The 13,323-nt window shown below is 55.8% G+C and carries 13 protein-coding genes and 1 tRNA gene; 6 read left to right on the top strand and 8 right to left on the bottom strand.

Annotated features, from left to right (window positions below):
- Positions 1–644: 644 nt before the first annotated feature.
- Positions 645–719 (bottom strand) — tRNA-Phe (locus AB8B75_RS00635).
- A gap of 326 nt (positions 720–1,045) precedes the next feature.
- Between AB8B75_RS00635 and AB8B75_RS00630 the strand changes: the two genes are divergently transcribed.
- The 3 genes from AB8B75_RS00630 to AB8B75_RS00620 are packed head-to-tail and all read left to right on the top strand — an operon-like array spanning position 1,046 to position 4,227.
- Positions 1,046–2,473: a circularly permuted type 2 ATP-grasp protein gene (locus AB8B75_RS00630; protein ID WP_405359021.1), complete on the top strand. Its 1,428-nt coding sequence runs from the start codon at positions 1,046–1,048 to the stop codon at positions 2,471–2,473.
- 1 nt (position 2,474) lies between these two features.
- Entirely contained in the window at positions 2,475–3,416 is a 942-nt protein-coding gene (locus tag AB8B75_RS00625; RefSeq protein WP_405359019.1) for an alpha-E domain-containing protein, read from the top strand.
- A gap of 13 nt (positions 3,417–3,429) precedes the next feature.
- The gene (locus tag AB8B75_RS00620) at positions 3,430–4,227 is read left to right on the top strand and encodes a transglutaminase domain-containing protein (RefSeq protein WP_405359017.1); all 798 of its coding nucleotides are present in this window, start codon (positions 3,430–3,432) and stop codon (positions 4,225–4,227) included.
- Positions 4,228–4,439: 212 nt separating this feature from the next.
- Here AB8B75_RS00620 and AB8B75_RS00615 read toward each other — a convergent pair whose 3' ends face one another.
- From AB8B75_RS00615 to AB8B75_RS00595, 5 genes are all read right to left on the bottom strand, one after another.
- Complete coding sequence (locus tag AB8B75_RS00615) at positions 4,440–4,640, bottom strand: DNA gyrase inhibitor YacG (RefSeq protein ID WP_405359016.1); 201 nt, start codon at positions 4,638–4,640, stop codon at positions 4,440–4,442.
- Positions 4,637–5,659, bottom strand: a complete 1,023-nt coding sequence (locus tag AB8B75_RS00610; RefSeq protein ID WP_405359015.1) for a ribonuclease E/G — start codon at positions 5,657–5,659, stop codon at positions 4,637–4,639. Before AB8B75_RS00610 ends, AB8B75_RS00615 begins: the two co-directional genes overlap by 4 nt.
- Positions 5,656–6,231, bottom strand: coding sequence for a Maf family protein (locus AB8B75_RS00605; protein WP_405359014.1), 576 nt, complete (start codon positions 6,229–6,231; stop codon positions 5,656–5,658). The genes AB8B75_RS00610 and AB8B75_RS00605 overlap by 4 nt, the downstream gene beginning before the upstream one ends.
- Before the next feature lie 4 nt (positions 6,232–6,235).
- Positions 6,236–6,454 (bottom strand): translation initiation factor IF-1, encoded by a 219-nt coding sequence (gene infA, locus AB8B75_RS00600; RefSeq protein ID WP_005978431.1) that lies wholly within the window; start codon positions 6,452–6,454, stop codon positions 6,236–6,238.
- A gap of 79 nt (positions 6,455–6,533) precedes the next feature.
- Positions 6,534–7,409: a carbon-nitrogen hydrolase family protein gene (locus AB8B75_RS00595; RefSeq protein WP_405359010.1), complete on the bottom strand. Its 876-nt coding sequence runs from the start codon at positions 7,407–7,409 to the stop codon at positions 6,534–6,536.
- Between the two features lie 177 nt (positions 7,410–7,586).
- Between AB8B75_RS00595 and AB8B75_RS00590 the strand changes: the two genes are divergently transcribed.
- The gene (locus AB8B75_RS00590) at positions 7,587–8,573 is read left to right on the top strand and encodes a LysR family transcriptional regulator (protein ID WP_405359026.1); all 987 of its coding nucleotides are present in this window, start codon (positions 7,587–7,589) and stop codon (positions 8,571–8,573) included.
- A 36-nt stretch (positions 8,574–8,609) separates the two neighbouring features.
- Entirely contained in the window at positions 8,610–9,302 is a 693-nt protein-coding gene (locus AB8B75_RS00585; protein ID WP_405359009.1) for an NAD-dependent deacylase, read from the top strand.
- Positions 9,303–9,366: 64 nt separating this feature from the next.
- Here the strand turns inward: AB8B75_RS00585 and rpmB are convergent, their stop codons facing one another.
- Together rpmB and meaB are read right to left on the bottom strand one after the other, a co-directional pair.
- On the bottom strand, positions 9,367–9,666 hold the full coding sequence (rpmB, locus tag AB8B75_RS00580) for a 50S ribosomal protein L28 (protein WP_405359008.1): 300 nt from the start codon (positions 9,664–9,666) through the stop codon (positions 9,367–9,369).
- Positions 9,667–9,802: 136 nt separating this feature from the next.
- Positions 9,803–10,792 (bottom strand): methylmalonyl Co-A mutase-associated GTPase MeaB, encoded by a 990-nt coding sequence (meaB, locus tag AB8B75_RS00575; protein WP_405359007.1) that lies wholly within the window; start codon positions 10,790–10,792, stop codon positions 9,803–9,805.
- Between the two features lie 90 nt (positions 10,793–10,882).
- Here meaB and hrpB point away from each other — a divergent pair, with 90 nt between their 5' ends.
- On the top strand, positions 10,883–13,321 hold the full coding sequence (hrpB, locus tag AB8B75_RS00570) for an ATP-dependent helicase HrpB (RefSeq protein WP_405359005.1): 2,439 nt from the start codon (positions 10,883–10,885) through the stop codon (positions 13,319–13,321).
- Positions 13,322–13,323: the final 2 nt, after the last annotated feature.

The raw sequence follows: 13,323 nt of genomic DNA, 5'->3' as shown, positions 1-13,323 counted from the left end.
TGACTTCCCGCGTAGCCATGCACGGGATGAATTCTGGGCCCATTTCGGCGGTGAGCCCGCTTCGGCCTAGCCACAGGTTCTCACACCCGATACTCAAACCTGCCGTTCGACTCATGAGGTCGAACGGCAGCAAAGTCCCGCGCTGCCGACCTTCGGCCTTAAATTTTGCTGCAGCGGTCAGTCAATGACCGCATTTCATGCGGCACCGCAGAGAATTCAATCCAGATGGCGCAACGAAGGCCAGACTTTGCAAAGACCGCTTCCTGCGCTTTGCTGTCATACAGGCAATGTGCGGAGCTTCTGAATATCGCTCTTTTCAACTGTTTGCGAAGCTTAACGGTGAATGGATGGATTGCCTTAAGACGAAAGACGAATTTCGCTTTGAAGCCGGAGCGCTGTCAACGGTTGGAAAGTGCAACAGTCCAAATCGTTGGAACAAGGCCGTTCTGAGCACTGCGGGCGCTGGGTGAAGTAACTCGCTTGGCATGTCTTCACGGATCGATGGGTGCGAAAACTATTTGCGCGGAATACTGTGGTTAAAGCTAAGGCGATTCAACAACGGCTCTGAAGGTGGTTAAAAGGGTGGACAAGTTTCTGCTTAAATCCGCCATCCAATTGATTTAATGTAGTTAAATAAGAATAAGTGGTGCCCGGGGGCGGAATCGAACCACCGACACGAGGATTTTCAGTCCACTGCTCTACCCCTGAGCTACCCGGGCACGGGTTACCGATAGATCGGCTGGGTGAGCGGGTTCTAGGAGTTTGCGGCTTGCCTGTCCAGTGCATTTTCTCTTTATTACGCAACCATTTCAGATTAAATTCGAAGGACTGCGCTTCAATCAAAAACGAAATCAAAAAGAGCCTTCGATTTAGGAACGGTGGTTGCATCTGACCGGCTACGGCGCAGGTTTACAAAACCTAAGCGCACATAAGCGACGGTGTAACATGCGCGCAATTTAAGCATCTTGTTGATACCAGCTTGCGTGCAGGATCTGTGGATAAGCCTATTGGTTGTACCTCAAATTCCCGCTGATAAGGTATCAGAATGAATACCAAGAAACAGATTTTCAATGAAATGGTGCGCGGCGACGGATCAACCAGCCCACCTTATGAAGCATATGGCAAGTGGTTTCACACCCAAGATGCAACACGGTTGCAATCGAAGTCTGAAGAAGCTGAGGCTTTTTTCCGGCGAACCGGGATCACGTTCAATGTATATGGGCAATCTGAAGCTCAGGAACGCTTGATACCTTTCGACTTAGTGCCGCGTATTTTGTCTCACCGCGAATGGCGCCATCTGTCCAAGGGCATTGAACAACGCGTGCGGGCGATAAACGCTTTCATTTGGGACATTTACAACCGGCAGGAAATATTGCGTGCCGGCAGAGTGCCAAAGGAGCTGATTGCCAACAACGAAGCCTTCCTGCCGCAAATGATGGGCTTCACTCCGCCCGGGAATGTTTACACCCATATCGTAGGAACAGACATCGTTCGAACTGGCGAAAACGATTTTTTTGTCCTGGAGGACAATGCGCGTACACCATCTGGTGTGTCGTACATGCTCGAAAATCGCGAAACGATGTTGCAGATGTTCCCCGAGCTTTTTGCACAGATCCGGGTCCAACCGGTGAGCGACTACCCCAAAAACCTCCGGGGTTCGCTGGCGGCATGCGCCCCGCCTGCCTGCACTGGGAAACCGACAGTTGCCGTTCTGACACCAGGAATTCACAACTCCGCTTATTTTGAGCACTCCTTTTTGGCCGATCAAATGGGGGCGGAACTTGTCGAAGGGCACGACTTGCGGGTCGCTGATGGCCGCATCGCCATGCGCACCACCCGGGGCTACAAAGTCATCGATGTCCTTTACCGTCGGATTGATGATGATTTCCTTGATCCGCTGAGCTTCAACCCCGACAGTATGTTGGGTGTACCTGGTATCATGGATGTTTACCGGGCGGGGGGCATCACGATCGCCAACGCCCCCGGTGCCGGAATAGCGGATGATAAAGCAATTTATTCCTATATGCAGGATATCGTGGAATTCTATACAGGCGAGAAAGCCATTCTACGTAATGTGGAAACGCACCGCTGCGCTGAGCCTGAAACATTGAAATACGTTCTCGATAACCTCTCCGAGCTGGTCGTAAAGGAAGTGCACGGATCAGGGGGTTACGGCATGCTTGTTGGCCCGGCCGCCAGCAAGAAGGAAATCGCGCAATTCCGCAAAAAGCTGGAAGCGAAACCGTCCAATTACATCGCACAACCCACCCTGGCCTTGTCGACGGTCCCTATCTTCGTGGATGAAGGACTGGCGCCAAGACATGTTGACTTGCGTCCCTATGTGCTGGTTTCGCCGGAAGGTATCAACATCACACCGGGCGGTTTAACGCGCGTCGCGTTAACGGAAGGGTCTTTGGTGGTGAACTCCAGCCAAGGCGGTGGCACCAAAGATACTTGGGTTCTGGAGGACTGATATGCTTGGAAAAACAGCGGGCGGCCTCTATTGGATGTTTCGGTTCTTGGAACGCAGCGAAAACACTGCACGATTGTTAGAAGCAGGTTTCCGCATGGCGCTGACGCGGTCTTCGGATGCGGAATCTGAGTGGAAATCCGTCGTAACCACCTCTGGCACCCGTTTTGGATATACAAAGAAATATGATCGCTACAGCGATACGCTGGTCATGGATTGGTTGTTACGCGATCCCGATAACCCTTCCAGCGTCATGGAAGCAACAAGATCGGCACGCGAAAATGCAAGGTTGGTGCGCACCGCGCTGACGACTGAAGTATGGGAATCGGTGAACGATAACTGGATGAGTTTGCGGGATTTGCTGGCAAACCCAATCACCACCGTGGATCTGCCCGCAGCTCTCGCCGTGATCCGCAAACAAAGTGCTCTGGTACGTGGCGCACTCTACGGCACCATGCTGCGCAACGACATCTATGACTTTGCCCGCATTGGCACCTTCATTGAGCGCGCGGATAATACAGCGCGGATCATAGATGTTAAATATTACACGCTTCTGCCATCGGCGGCATCGGTGGGTTCTTCGTTGGATAATGTGCAATGGGAGATGATCCTGCGCTCAGTCTCAGCGCATCGATGTTTCAGGTGGCTGGACGAACAAGACATGACAGCCACCGCCATCGCCGAATTTCTCATATTTGACAAACGGTTGCCGCGCTCGCTGGCGTTTTGTCTAAAGCAGACAACGGAAAACCTGCGATATCTGGAACAGGAATATGCGACACGACATCCCTGTCACGATATGGCGGATAAACTCGCGCGGCGCCTCAAGACACTGACCATTGACGCCGTCTTCGAGCAGGGCTTGCATGAGGTCATTGCTGAGTTCATTCGTGATAACAACATCTTGGGATCCAAAATTGAAGAAGACTTCCGATTTAACGGATAGGAAAGGGCCGCGATTGCTACTGACAATCAATCATACCACACACTATAAATATGACGCGCCCATTGACTACGCGTTGCAACAGGCACGCCTGACACCGCCCTCGACTTCTCAGCAGGATGTTCACGCCTGGGCGTTGACCGTTACCGGCGGAACCATCGAGACGGAATACAGGGACCACAACGGGACCCACGTCCATTTGGTCAGCATTGATAAAGGCTCGCAAGAGATCGCGATTACGGCGTCGGGTGAAGTTGAAACAACGGATACTGCGGGTGTGCTGGGCAAGGTCTACGGTCCCGCGCCCCTTTGGTACTATCTTCAACATACGCCCTTGACCGAGCCGGGCCCGGGTATTCAGGCTATCGCCGGTGAATTGACGCAATCTTCGGACAAGCTGGCGGGACTGCATGCTCTCTCTTCATCGATCTTGGTGGCAGCGCCTTACAAGATTGGCGAAACTTACGCAGCCACCCCGGCCGAAGAGGCATTGATAGGCGGCAGTGGGGTATGCCAGGACCACACTCAGATTTTCGTCGCCGCGGCGCGCACCGCGGGTTTACCTGCTCGCTATGTATCGGGTTATTTGATGATGAATGACCGGGTAGATCAGGAAGCAAGCCATGCTTGGGCCGAGGCGCATGTCGACGGAATTGGTTGGATTGGGTTCGATGTGTCGAACGGTATCTGCCCGGACGAGCGCTACGTTCGACTTGCGACCGGAAGAGATTACCGTAGGGCGGCACCCGTTTCGGGCATGCGTTTGGGGTCGTCGAGCGAATCCATGAGTGTATCCTTGCAGATACAGCAATAATCGCGCGGCACCCTATTTCTGCCTGAAAATCGGACTTTTACGACATTTACCGCGGGTCTGCTTATTGCACGCGAACCTGTGTTCAAGTCCGAAGATCGCCGCACGTCAGTGGGTTTCCTCGGTACTGGGACGCCTCACACGCCGTTTTCGAGCATCTGCTAAAATTCATTCTTCGAACCAGGGGATTATGAAATCCTCAATGCCCCACCGGGTCAATGCGGTTTGTCTGGCCGTTTCTGATCATTGGCGGCTTGGGCCAGTTGTTGTTCCAGATCATCAGTGTCTTCAAGTTGAGTAGACGGCACTGCGTAGCTGCCATTGAACCAGCGCGCTAAATCGAGATTGGCGCAGCGTCTTGAGCAAAAGGGCCGCACGTCCATCTTAGTTTCCTTTCCACACATCGGGCAACTCATCCTAGAACCTCCTGAAGCGGCAGACGCGCGCGTTTACGTTGCAGTTCGTAGTGCCCCAAAGGTGTCCAGCCAACCAAAGCTGTTTCAACATCATCGGCGCGGAAACTCTGACGCAATGCGGTTTCAAATGTCCGGCGATCTTTTTTCGGCATCGGCGCAAGATCAAGCACGATCTGACCACCTAACCCACGCAAACGCAACGCGCGTGGCAGCGCCTTGGCACAAGCGAGATTGGCCTTGATCCCCGCGGCCAGAGACACGTCCGCACCGGTATTGACATCGATAGCGACCAAAGCACGTGTGGGCTCAACGAAAAAGCTGGCGCCTCCACTCAAAGCGACCCGGACATCGCGGATGCTTTCCAATGCCTCCATAACGCTATGAGTTTCGAAACCTCCGGCTTGGGTCACGATTTCTGCAGGAGCAACCCAGTCACGCCATGCCAATACATGCGGGCCGTCACCCTCAGCCAGAACAGCCATTTCTTCGTCATCGTCTGCTAGAACTCGCTTGGCAAGATCGGCCATATTTGCGATATCATCCGCGATTTCTTCCGCATCTGCACCATCACAAGAAGAACGTAGGATCAGCCCGGTTTCCGCGCCATTCAGTGTGTCATGCGCAATCTCTAGCAGGCGGTCTCTTTCTTTTTCGTTCTTGATTGAGCGACTGATGTTCAGGCCCAAAGCGCCCGGAGTCACGATCGCAAATCGACTTTTAAACAGCAGCTTCTGCGTCACGGGCAAGGCTTTGCCGGGTTCCGCATATCCCGAAACTTGTACCAGAATCGTCTGACCCGGAGATAAGCCTTTGATCTGGCGTAGAAAAGCTGGGCCGTCCGGTGTTTTTAGGAACATACCCCCCTGCCCTTTGACGGGCCTGTCGGCGGTGGCACGATAAACCGTACCGGGGCGCGGGGCGTCAGCGTCTATCAGCAGATCATGAAGCTGTCCATCGACGAGCACAGCCGCCGCCTCGCGGTCTCCAATATGGTCCAGAATAATACTGCGCCCTTTCATGTCGGAGCGCCCGTCAATGAGTGGCCCGCGGCGCGCAAGAGGTTCGCCGTTTCCGCAAGAGGCAATCCGACAATGCCCGTAAACGAGCCGCTGATCCAGGGTATCAACGCGCCCGCAGGTCCTTGAATACCGTATCCACCCGCTTTGCCGCGCCAGTCTTCGGTCTGCAGATAGGCGTTCAGTTCTTCATCAGAAATGCATTTCATGCGGACAGTGCTGACAACATCCTTCTCCCAGATGCGCGCGCCACAGCGCACAGCAACGGCAGTGATCACACGGTGACGGCGCCCGGACAAGGCATTCAAAAACGCGGCTGCCTCGTCTCTGTCGGCAGGTTTGCCCATGATCCGCCGCCCAAGAGCCACGGTGGTATCTGCGCACAACACGATTTCAGTGTCATCCGCCGAAACAGCAACCAACTTCTCGCGGGCGATCCGCTGACAGTAGGATCGCGGTAACTCGCGCGGGCGCGGGTCTTCGTCGATGTCAGGCGCGCGGATGTCATCGGGCACAACACCGATCTGCGCCAGCAATTCCTTGCGACACGGACTTCCAGACCCAAGGACAAGCAAGGGTTTACTTGAAGCGGTAGTTGATCCGACCCTTGGTCAGATCATAGGGGGTCATCTCGACCTGCACCTTGTCGCCAGCCAGAACTCGGATGCGGTTTTTTCGCATCTTGCCTGCCGTATGCGCGATGATCTCATGGCCGTTTTCAAGCTCGACCCGAAATGTCGCGTTCGGCAGGAGTTCCTTCACGACACCGGGAAATTCGAGCGTATCTTCCTTGGCCATGTTGTCTCCTAAATTACGCGCCCACCTGTTTGTGGACGCCGCTTAAATGCGCGCATTTGCAGGGGTTTTCAAGGGGGATTCAGCGTAACAGCACTTTTGGTGCCACGTTGTCGCGCCCTTTTTGCTCATCCCAGTGCAGACGACCTAAAACCCGACCATCTATGCGCACTTTGGCAATGGCATCCAAATCCACGTCAGCGTAGGTCCAACCAGCCTGGCCCAACGCTCCGCCCGCAATCACGCCCGTCGCAGGGAAACCAGCATCGGGAGGGCAAAAAACACCACCTGCGCCAGTTGTGATATCGACGGCCTCTGACCACGGAGCCTCACCAACGAGAGACGACATAACACACACACACTGGTTTTCTAATGCACGTGCCATTGCACCAATGCGCACGCGCCAATAACCGGACAAGGCCTCTGTACAGGAGGGCACCAAGATCACATCACATTCTGCCAGTGCGCGGCCGAGCAAGGGGAATTCGCCGTCATAACAGATCAAAATGCCAATCTTGCCAATCTGCGTATCGAAAACCTGCAACGGGCCACCGCCGATCACACCCCAGATATCGCGTTCGAAGCGGGTCATGATTTGCTTGTCCTGAATACCTATGTCGCCGTCAGGCGCAAACAACCTAGCGCGGTTCACGGGGCGCGTCGCCGATGCCGCAGAGCCGGAAGCGGCCAGAATATGAATGCCGTGATGGGCCGCCAGTTTTTGATGCAACGCATCCGCGTCCGCTAAGCGTTCCGATACCGCAAACAATGATTTTTCCAAGTCACCGGCGACTTCTCGACCAGCCAGTGTTGCAAGCTCCATGGCTCCATATTCAGGGAAAACTGCCAGCTTTGCCCCATTGGCAGCGGCGTTATCGACCCAATGCGCGATCTTGTCCTCATACTGCGACCATGATGTCAGGAAATCCAACGGATAGGCGGCAGTGGCAATTTTCATCGGTTCGCTCCGGGATAGATTCTATAACATCGTCACGAATATGGCAGCGCACTTCAATAGCACAAAGTGACCAAAATTTCAGACCATCCCTCCATCATGGACAACGCATGCTTGCCTATTTGGCAAAAACGCGGGCATCATGGTCGCGTCGGATTCGATTGAAGGCCAGCACATATGATGAAGGGTGTCACGCTGCGTGGTCTTGAAGTTTTTGAGGCTCTTGCAGAAACCGGGTCGGTCGCAAGGGCTGCAGCGCAAACCGGCCTTAGCCAGCCTGCTGTAAGCCAGCAATTGCGAAACCTTGAAACGGCTTTGAGTACAGAACTAGTGGATCATGGACGCAGGCCAATGCGTCTGACGCCTGCGGGAACTTTCTTTTTGCGCCGAGCCGAAGCAGCCCTTTCCGAGCTTCGATTGGCACAAAGCGAATTGACGGTGATGGATCTCGCGCATCTCCAATCGCTCGGTATTGGCATAATCGATGACTTTGATGACAGCCTGACACCTCGTCTTGCAACAATACTCGCTGAAAGCCTGACGGGGTGCCAGTTCAAGATGATCACTGCGTCAAGCAATGATTTGATCGATGCGGTGACAAACAAGGAATTGCATCTAGTCATTTCGGCAAGCAAGAAGGGTGGTGTTGATGGTGTTATCGAACATCCACTAGCCCAGGATCCCTTTATCCTCGTGGTCCCAAAAGGAACCCAAATAGAGGCAGGGCGGTTGCCCGATCCGGACGGGCTGGCCTACTTGCGATACGACGCGGATCAGATGATCAGACAACAGATTGACGAGAGCCTTTCAATGCATCTCGCGCAACATGATTCCCCTTTTGAGATCGGGAGCCATCTTGCATTAATGGCCATGGTTGCGCGCGGAATCGGTTGGACAATCACGACGCCTTTGGGTTTCATGCGAGCGCATCGGTTTCATGATCGGTTGACGGCGCATCCATTGCCTTCAAATCCTTTTTCGCGTCGGATATCGCTTTTTGCCAGCGCCGATTGGGCAGATGATGTGCCTCGCAACATTGCGCAAACCATGCGCCAATTGATCAAGACGCATATGATCGATCCCGCCTTGGCGCAACTGCCGTTTCTGGTGGGCCATCTACGTGTGCTGCATGCAGAAAACAGCGAACAATTCGACAAAGAGACCTGAGCGCGAAATTACTTCAAGACGGTCAGGAGTGACGCCATGCAGAAAATCGTGATCCTTACCGGTGCGGGCATCTCCGCTGAAAGCGGTCTTGGGACGTTCCGGGCAGAAGGTGGGCTTTGGGCGCAACACAAGATCGAAGACGTTGCCACGCCCGAAGGCTTTGCACGAAATCCCAAGCTGGTGGTGGATTTTTACAATGCCCGACGCGCGCAGGCCACCGATGCAGCGCCCAATGCCGGGCACCTGGCACTGGCGAAACTCGAGAGCGAATTCGCCGGCGAAGTCATACTGATCACGCAAAACGTGGACGATCTGCATGAAAAAGCAGGATCCGAGAAGGTCATGCACATGCACGGGGTGCTAGCCGGAGCGCTGTGTGCGATGTGCGACCACCGATGGCCCGCTCCCTTGGTCATGGCGCCGGGTGATCGTTGCCCCCATTGCGACCAACCATCTGCGCGGCCTGACATCGTATGGTTCGGCGAAATGCCTTACGATATGGATGAAATTTTCGATCATCTCGCGAGCGCGGATATCTTTGCCAGCGTCGGAACGTCAGGTAATGTTTATCCAGCGGCGGGTTTTGTGGCCGAAGCCCGGCGTAACGGTGCGGATACTATCGAATTCAATCTGGAACCCTCGATGGTGGGCGGCCAGTTCAAAGACATACGCATTGGCCCCGCAACGCAAACACTACCTGTCTGGGTTGATAGTCTTTTGGCGGGCTGAGCGCACCAAAACAAAAAAAGACCCCGCCCGATGGGGCTGGGTCTACATCGCAACAACGAACGGATCAGCTCAGCGCTTCTGCGGTTTCAGAAGACTTTGCGATCGCTTTTTTCACTTTCAGCGCATTGGCTGACAGATCGCTGTCCTTGGCTTTAGCCATGAACTGGTCGAGGCCACCGCGGTGGTCAACCGTACGTAAAGCGGCTGCAGAGATGCGAAACTTGAACACGCGGCCCAGTGCTTCGGATTGCAGGGACACATCGTTCAGGTTCGGCAAAAAGCGCCGGCGGGTTCTGTTTTTAGCGTGGCTGACGTTGTTGCCCGTCATCGGGCCTTTTCCGGTCAATTCGCAAACGCGCGACATGGGTTCATCCTTTGCTCATGCGTCGTTCCGGCGGTCCGGTTAACGACAAAAGGGGCAGCCACAGGCCACGCCCCGTAGAATAGTCTCCGCGCTTTAGTGGGAATCGCCTTTGCGGTCAACCCGCAGGATACCGGATTTACGGTTTTGACGCATCAGAATGGCGCAATCCGATCAGAAACTCCTGTGCCGCACGCGCCGGGGCCTTTTCGCCCGATGTGACCTGCGCACCCAGCACGCTCAATGCGCGCCGTGCCGTCGCGGTTTCCAGCTGGGACAACAGGGCGTTTTTGACTTCTTCTTCAAACCAATAGCGCGCTTGACCGGCGCGCGTGGCTTCCCAAAACCCTTGCGCGCAGCGCCAGTCGCGTAGCGCCTTCAAATCGGACCAAACTTCGTTCAACCCTTCCTCTTTCAAGGCTGAGACCATCATTGCCTTGGGATACCCATTCGGGTCTTGTTGCCGTTTGCGCAAGAGCCGTAGCGCACCGGAATAATCAGCACAAGTTCGCGTCGCCGCTGCTTTCAAATCGCCGTCGGCCTTGTTGATCAAGATGATGTCCGCGATCTCCATGATCCCGCGTTTAACCCCTTGCAATTCATCTCCCCCGGCCGGTGCAAGCAACAACAAAAAGATGTCCGCCATCTGCGCCACAACCGTCTCCGATTGACCGACGCCCACGGTTTCGATCAGAACGACGTCAAACCCCGCGCTTTCGCAAAGGGCCACGGCTTCGCGTGATCGGCGGGCAACACCGCCCAGATGCGTTTGGCTGGGTGAAGGACGGATAAAAGCGTTCGGTTCCCGCGACAGCCTGTCCATCCGTGTCTTGTCACCCAGAATAGAACCGCCAGACCGGGTTGACGAGGGATCTACAGCCAGCACAGCGACTTTCAATCCCTGCCCGACCAGCATCATGCCAAAGCTCTCAATGAAGGTGGATTTACCAACCCCGGGCGTGCCTGAAAGTCCGATGCGCAAGGCTTGCCGGTCTTTTGGCAATTGATCCAGCAATGCGGCGGCTTGCACTTTGTGATCATCGCGGGCGCTTTCCACCAGCGTGATCGCGCGGGCCAGCGCGCGGCGTTCACCCTTTGCAACACGGTCTGCCAGATCAACGATATCCATTCGCGCACCCTTTCATTCATCCGGTTGTCCGGCAGGTTGAGGTAAATGTCCAGAGCTTGGCCAAGCCCTATTCATTCGCTAAGCAGAGGCATGACCCCTGTTCTTCCCATTGATGCCATTCTGACCGATATCGTGGACGCTTTGCGCACTGGTGGAAGGTTGGTACTGCAAGCCCCTCCGGGTGCTGGCAAAACCACGCGCGTTCCCCTCGCAATTCTGGATGCCAACGTGACTTCGGGCAAGATCATCATGCTGGAACCCCGCCGCCTGGCCGCACGCGCAGCGGCTGAGCGCATGGCGGAGACCCTGGGGCAAAAGGTCGGCGAAACCGTAGGTTACCGCATTCGCGGCACAACCAAAGTGTCCGAGGCAACCCGCATCGAAGTCGTGACCGAAGGCATCCTGACCCGCATGATCCAGTCCCAACCCGAGTTGCAAGGCATCGGCGCACTGATCTTTGACGAATTCCACGAACGTTCCTTGAATGCTGATCTTGGCCTTGCACTGGCGCTGGATGTGGCGGGGGCCTTGCGCGATGATCTGATCTTGGTGGCAATGTCCGCCACGCTGGATGCCGATCCGATTGCGCGTTTGATGGATGCACCGATTTTGACCTCCGAAGGGCGGTCCTTTGACGTCACACCTTACTGGCTGACCAAACCTGTGCCCAAAAAGCGAAGGTTGGAACAAGCGGTCTCAGACTTGACGTTGACGGCTTTGTCCGAGCACGAAGGCAGCGCCCTCGTCTTTCTGCCTGGTGAAGGCGAGATCCGACGGACCGAGGCAGCCCTGCGCCACAATCTACCAAAAGACGTCTCGCTGCACCCGCTCTTTGGCGCCATGCGCTTTCAAGACCAACGCGCGGCCATCGCTCCAATGACATCTGGTCGCAAAGTCGTACTCGCGACAGCAATTGCCGAAACCTCTCTTACCATTGAGGGTATTCACATCGTCGTCGATGCCGGTCGTGGCCGGCGGGCCGAGTTTGATGCAGCATCCGGGATGTCGCGTCTGATCACCACGCGCGTGACGCGCGCCGAAGCCACCCAGCGTGCCGGGCGTGCGGGGCGAGTTGCTCCGGGTGTGTGCTACAAGCTTTGGACGCGGGGTGAGGACGGTGCGTTGGCCTCCCATCCGCCCGCCGAGATTGAGACCGGTGATCTGACAGGCTTGACACTTGAGCTCGCAATGTGGGGCGCACGCGCCGATCAGATGCAGTTTGTGACACCGCCCCACGCAGGCAGGCTGCGCGAAGCGCAAGACCTGCTCAAAGCCCTGGGCGCCCTGGATGAAGAATATCACATCACGCCTCACGGCAAAAAACTTGCGGCAACGCCGGTGCACCCGCGCCTCGCCCATATGGTGGCCAAAGGAGGACCGGACGCACCTTTGTTGGCAGCGATCCTGTCTGAACGCGATATCCTGAAGAATGCGCCCGCAGACCTGACACTTCGCATCGCCGCGGCAAAAAACCCCGCGCAGTTTCGAGCCCGACACCCGTGGGAACCCAACCGAGCCACCCTGTCCCGCATTCATGACGAGGCCAAAAGGCTGCGCCCCAATCTGACGCACAATGGCCCGAATGATCCCGGTGTACTTGCGGCTCTGGCCTATCCGGACCGCGTGGCGTCACGACGACCCGGCACGGCGCCTCGGTTTGTGATGTCCGGGGGCAAAGGCGCGATCCTGCCTGAAGGTGACAGCCTCGCGAACGCGCCTTTGATCGTTGCAACCGATCTTGATGGCGACCCGCGCGAGGCCCGCGTTCGGCAAGCCGTTTCGCTGTCACATTCGGACCTGCGCTCGGTTTTTGCGGACGATATTGCCTGGCACAACCTGTGTATTTGGTCTCGCCGAGAGGCGCGCGTGATGACGCGCAGGCAGGAAAAATATGGCGCCTTGGTGCTGGATGACCGAACTTGGTCAGATGCACCCGCCGAAAACATTGCGCGGGCCATGCTGACCGGCATAGAGCAACTGGGTTTGCTGCCAAATAGGAAGGCTTCACGTTTCATGGCGCGTGCTCGATTGATGCAGGCCTCCGATCCCCAATTTCCCGATTTCAGCGAAGATCAGTTAATGGCGGATCTGGAAACCTGGCTTCTGCCCCATTTGACGGGGGTCAAATCGAGCGCGGACTGGAAGCGGTTTGACATCACACCTGCTTTGAAAGCGCGTTTATCCTGGGATCAGTCACAGGCTTTGGACCGTATTGTACCAGCCCAATTTACGACACCGCTGGGCCGGAACATTCCTATTGAATACGATGGGTACAAGCCGCGCATCGCTTTGCGCCTGCAAGAGGTTTTTGGCGTGACACATCACCCGACGGTCGCAGGGACGCCGGTGCAATTGACCCTTCTTTCCCCCGCACAACGTCCGGTGCAAGTCACCGAGGACCTGCCGGGGTTTTGGGCGTCTTCTTATGCAGATGTGCGCAAAGATATGCGCGGCAGGTATCCAAAACACCCCTGGCCCGAAGACCCAACCCTCGCCGACCCGACACTTCGTGCCAAACCCAGGAAGTAGGC

The sequence above is a fragment of the Roseobacter sp. genome, from assembly GCF_045106495.1.
Taxonomy (GTDB): Bacteria; Pseudomonadota; Alphaproteobacteria; order Rhodobacterales; family Rhodobacteraceae; genus Roseobacter.
Note: the sequence above shows the minus strand (reverse complement) of the source record. Positions and strands in the feature narration are given on the sequence as shown.

Coding starts and splice junctions, on each gene's coding strand:
- AB8B75_RS00630 (WP_405359021.1), top strand. CDS start 1,046: ATGAATACCAAGAAACAGATTTTCAATGAAATGGTGCGCGGCGACGGA.
- AB8B75_RS00625 (WP_405359019.1), top strand. CDS start 2,475: ATGCTTGGAAAAACAGCGGGCGGCCTCTATTGGATGTTTCGGTTCTTG.
- AB8B75_RS00615 (WP_405359016.1), bottom strand. CDS start 4,640: ATGAGTTGCCCGATGTGTGGAAAGGAAACTAAGATGGACGTGCGGCCC.
- AB8B75_RS00610 (WP_405359015.1), bottom strand. CDS start 5,659: ATGAAAGGGCGCAGTATTATTCTGGACCATATTGGAGACCGCGAGGCG.
- infA (WP_005978431.1), bottom strand. CDS start 6,454: ATGGCCAAGGAAGATACGCTCGAATTTCCCGGTGTCGTGAAGGAACTC.
- AB8B75_RS00595 (WP_405359010.1), bottom strand. CDS start 7,409: ATGAAAATTGCCACTGCCGCCTATCCGTTGGATTTCCTGACATCATGG.
- AB8B75_RS00590 (WP_405359026.1), top strand. CDS start 7,587: ATGAAGGGTGTCACGCTGCGTGGTCTTGAAGTTTTTGAGGCTCTTGCA.
- AB8B75_RS00585 (WP_405359009.1), top strand. CDS start 8,610: ATGCAGAAAATCGTGATCCTTACCGGTGCGGGCATCTCCGCTGAAAGC.
- rpmB (WP_405359008.1), bottom strand. CDS start 9,666: ATGTCGCGCGTTTGCGAATTGACCGGAAAAGGCCCGATGACGGGCAAC.
- meaB (WP_405359007.1), bottom strand. CDS start 10,792: ATGGATATCGTTGATCTGGCAGACCGTGTTGCAAAGGGTGAACGCCGC.
- hrpB (WP_405359005.1), top strand. CDS start 10,883: ATGACCCCTGTTCTTCCCATTGATGCCATTCTGACCGATATCGTGGAC.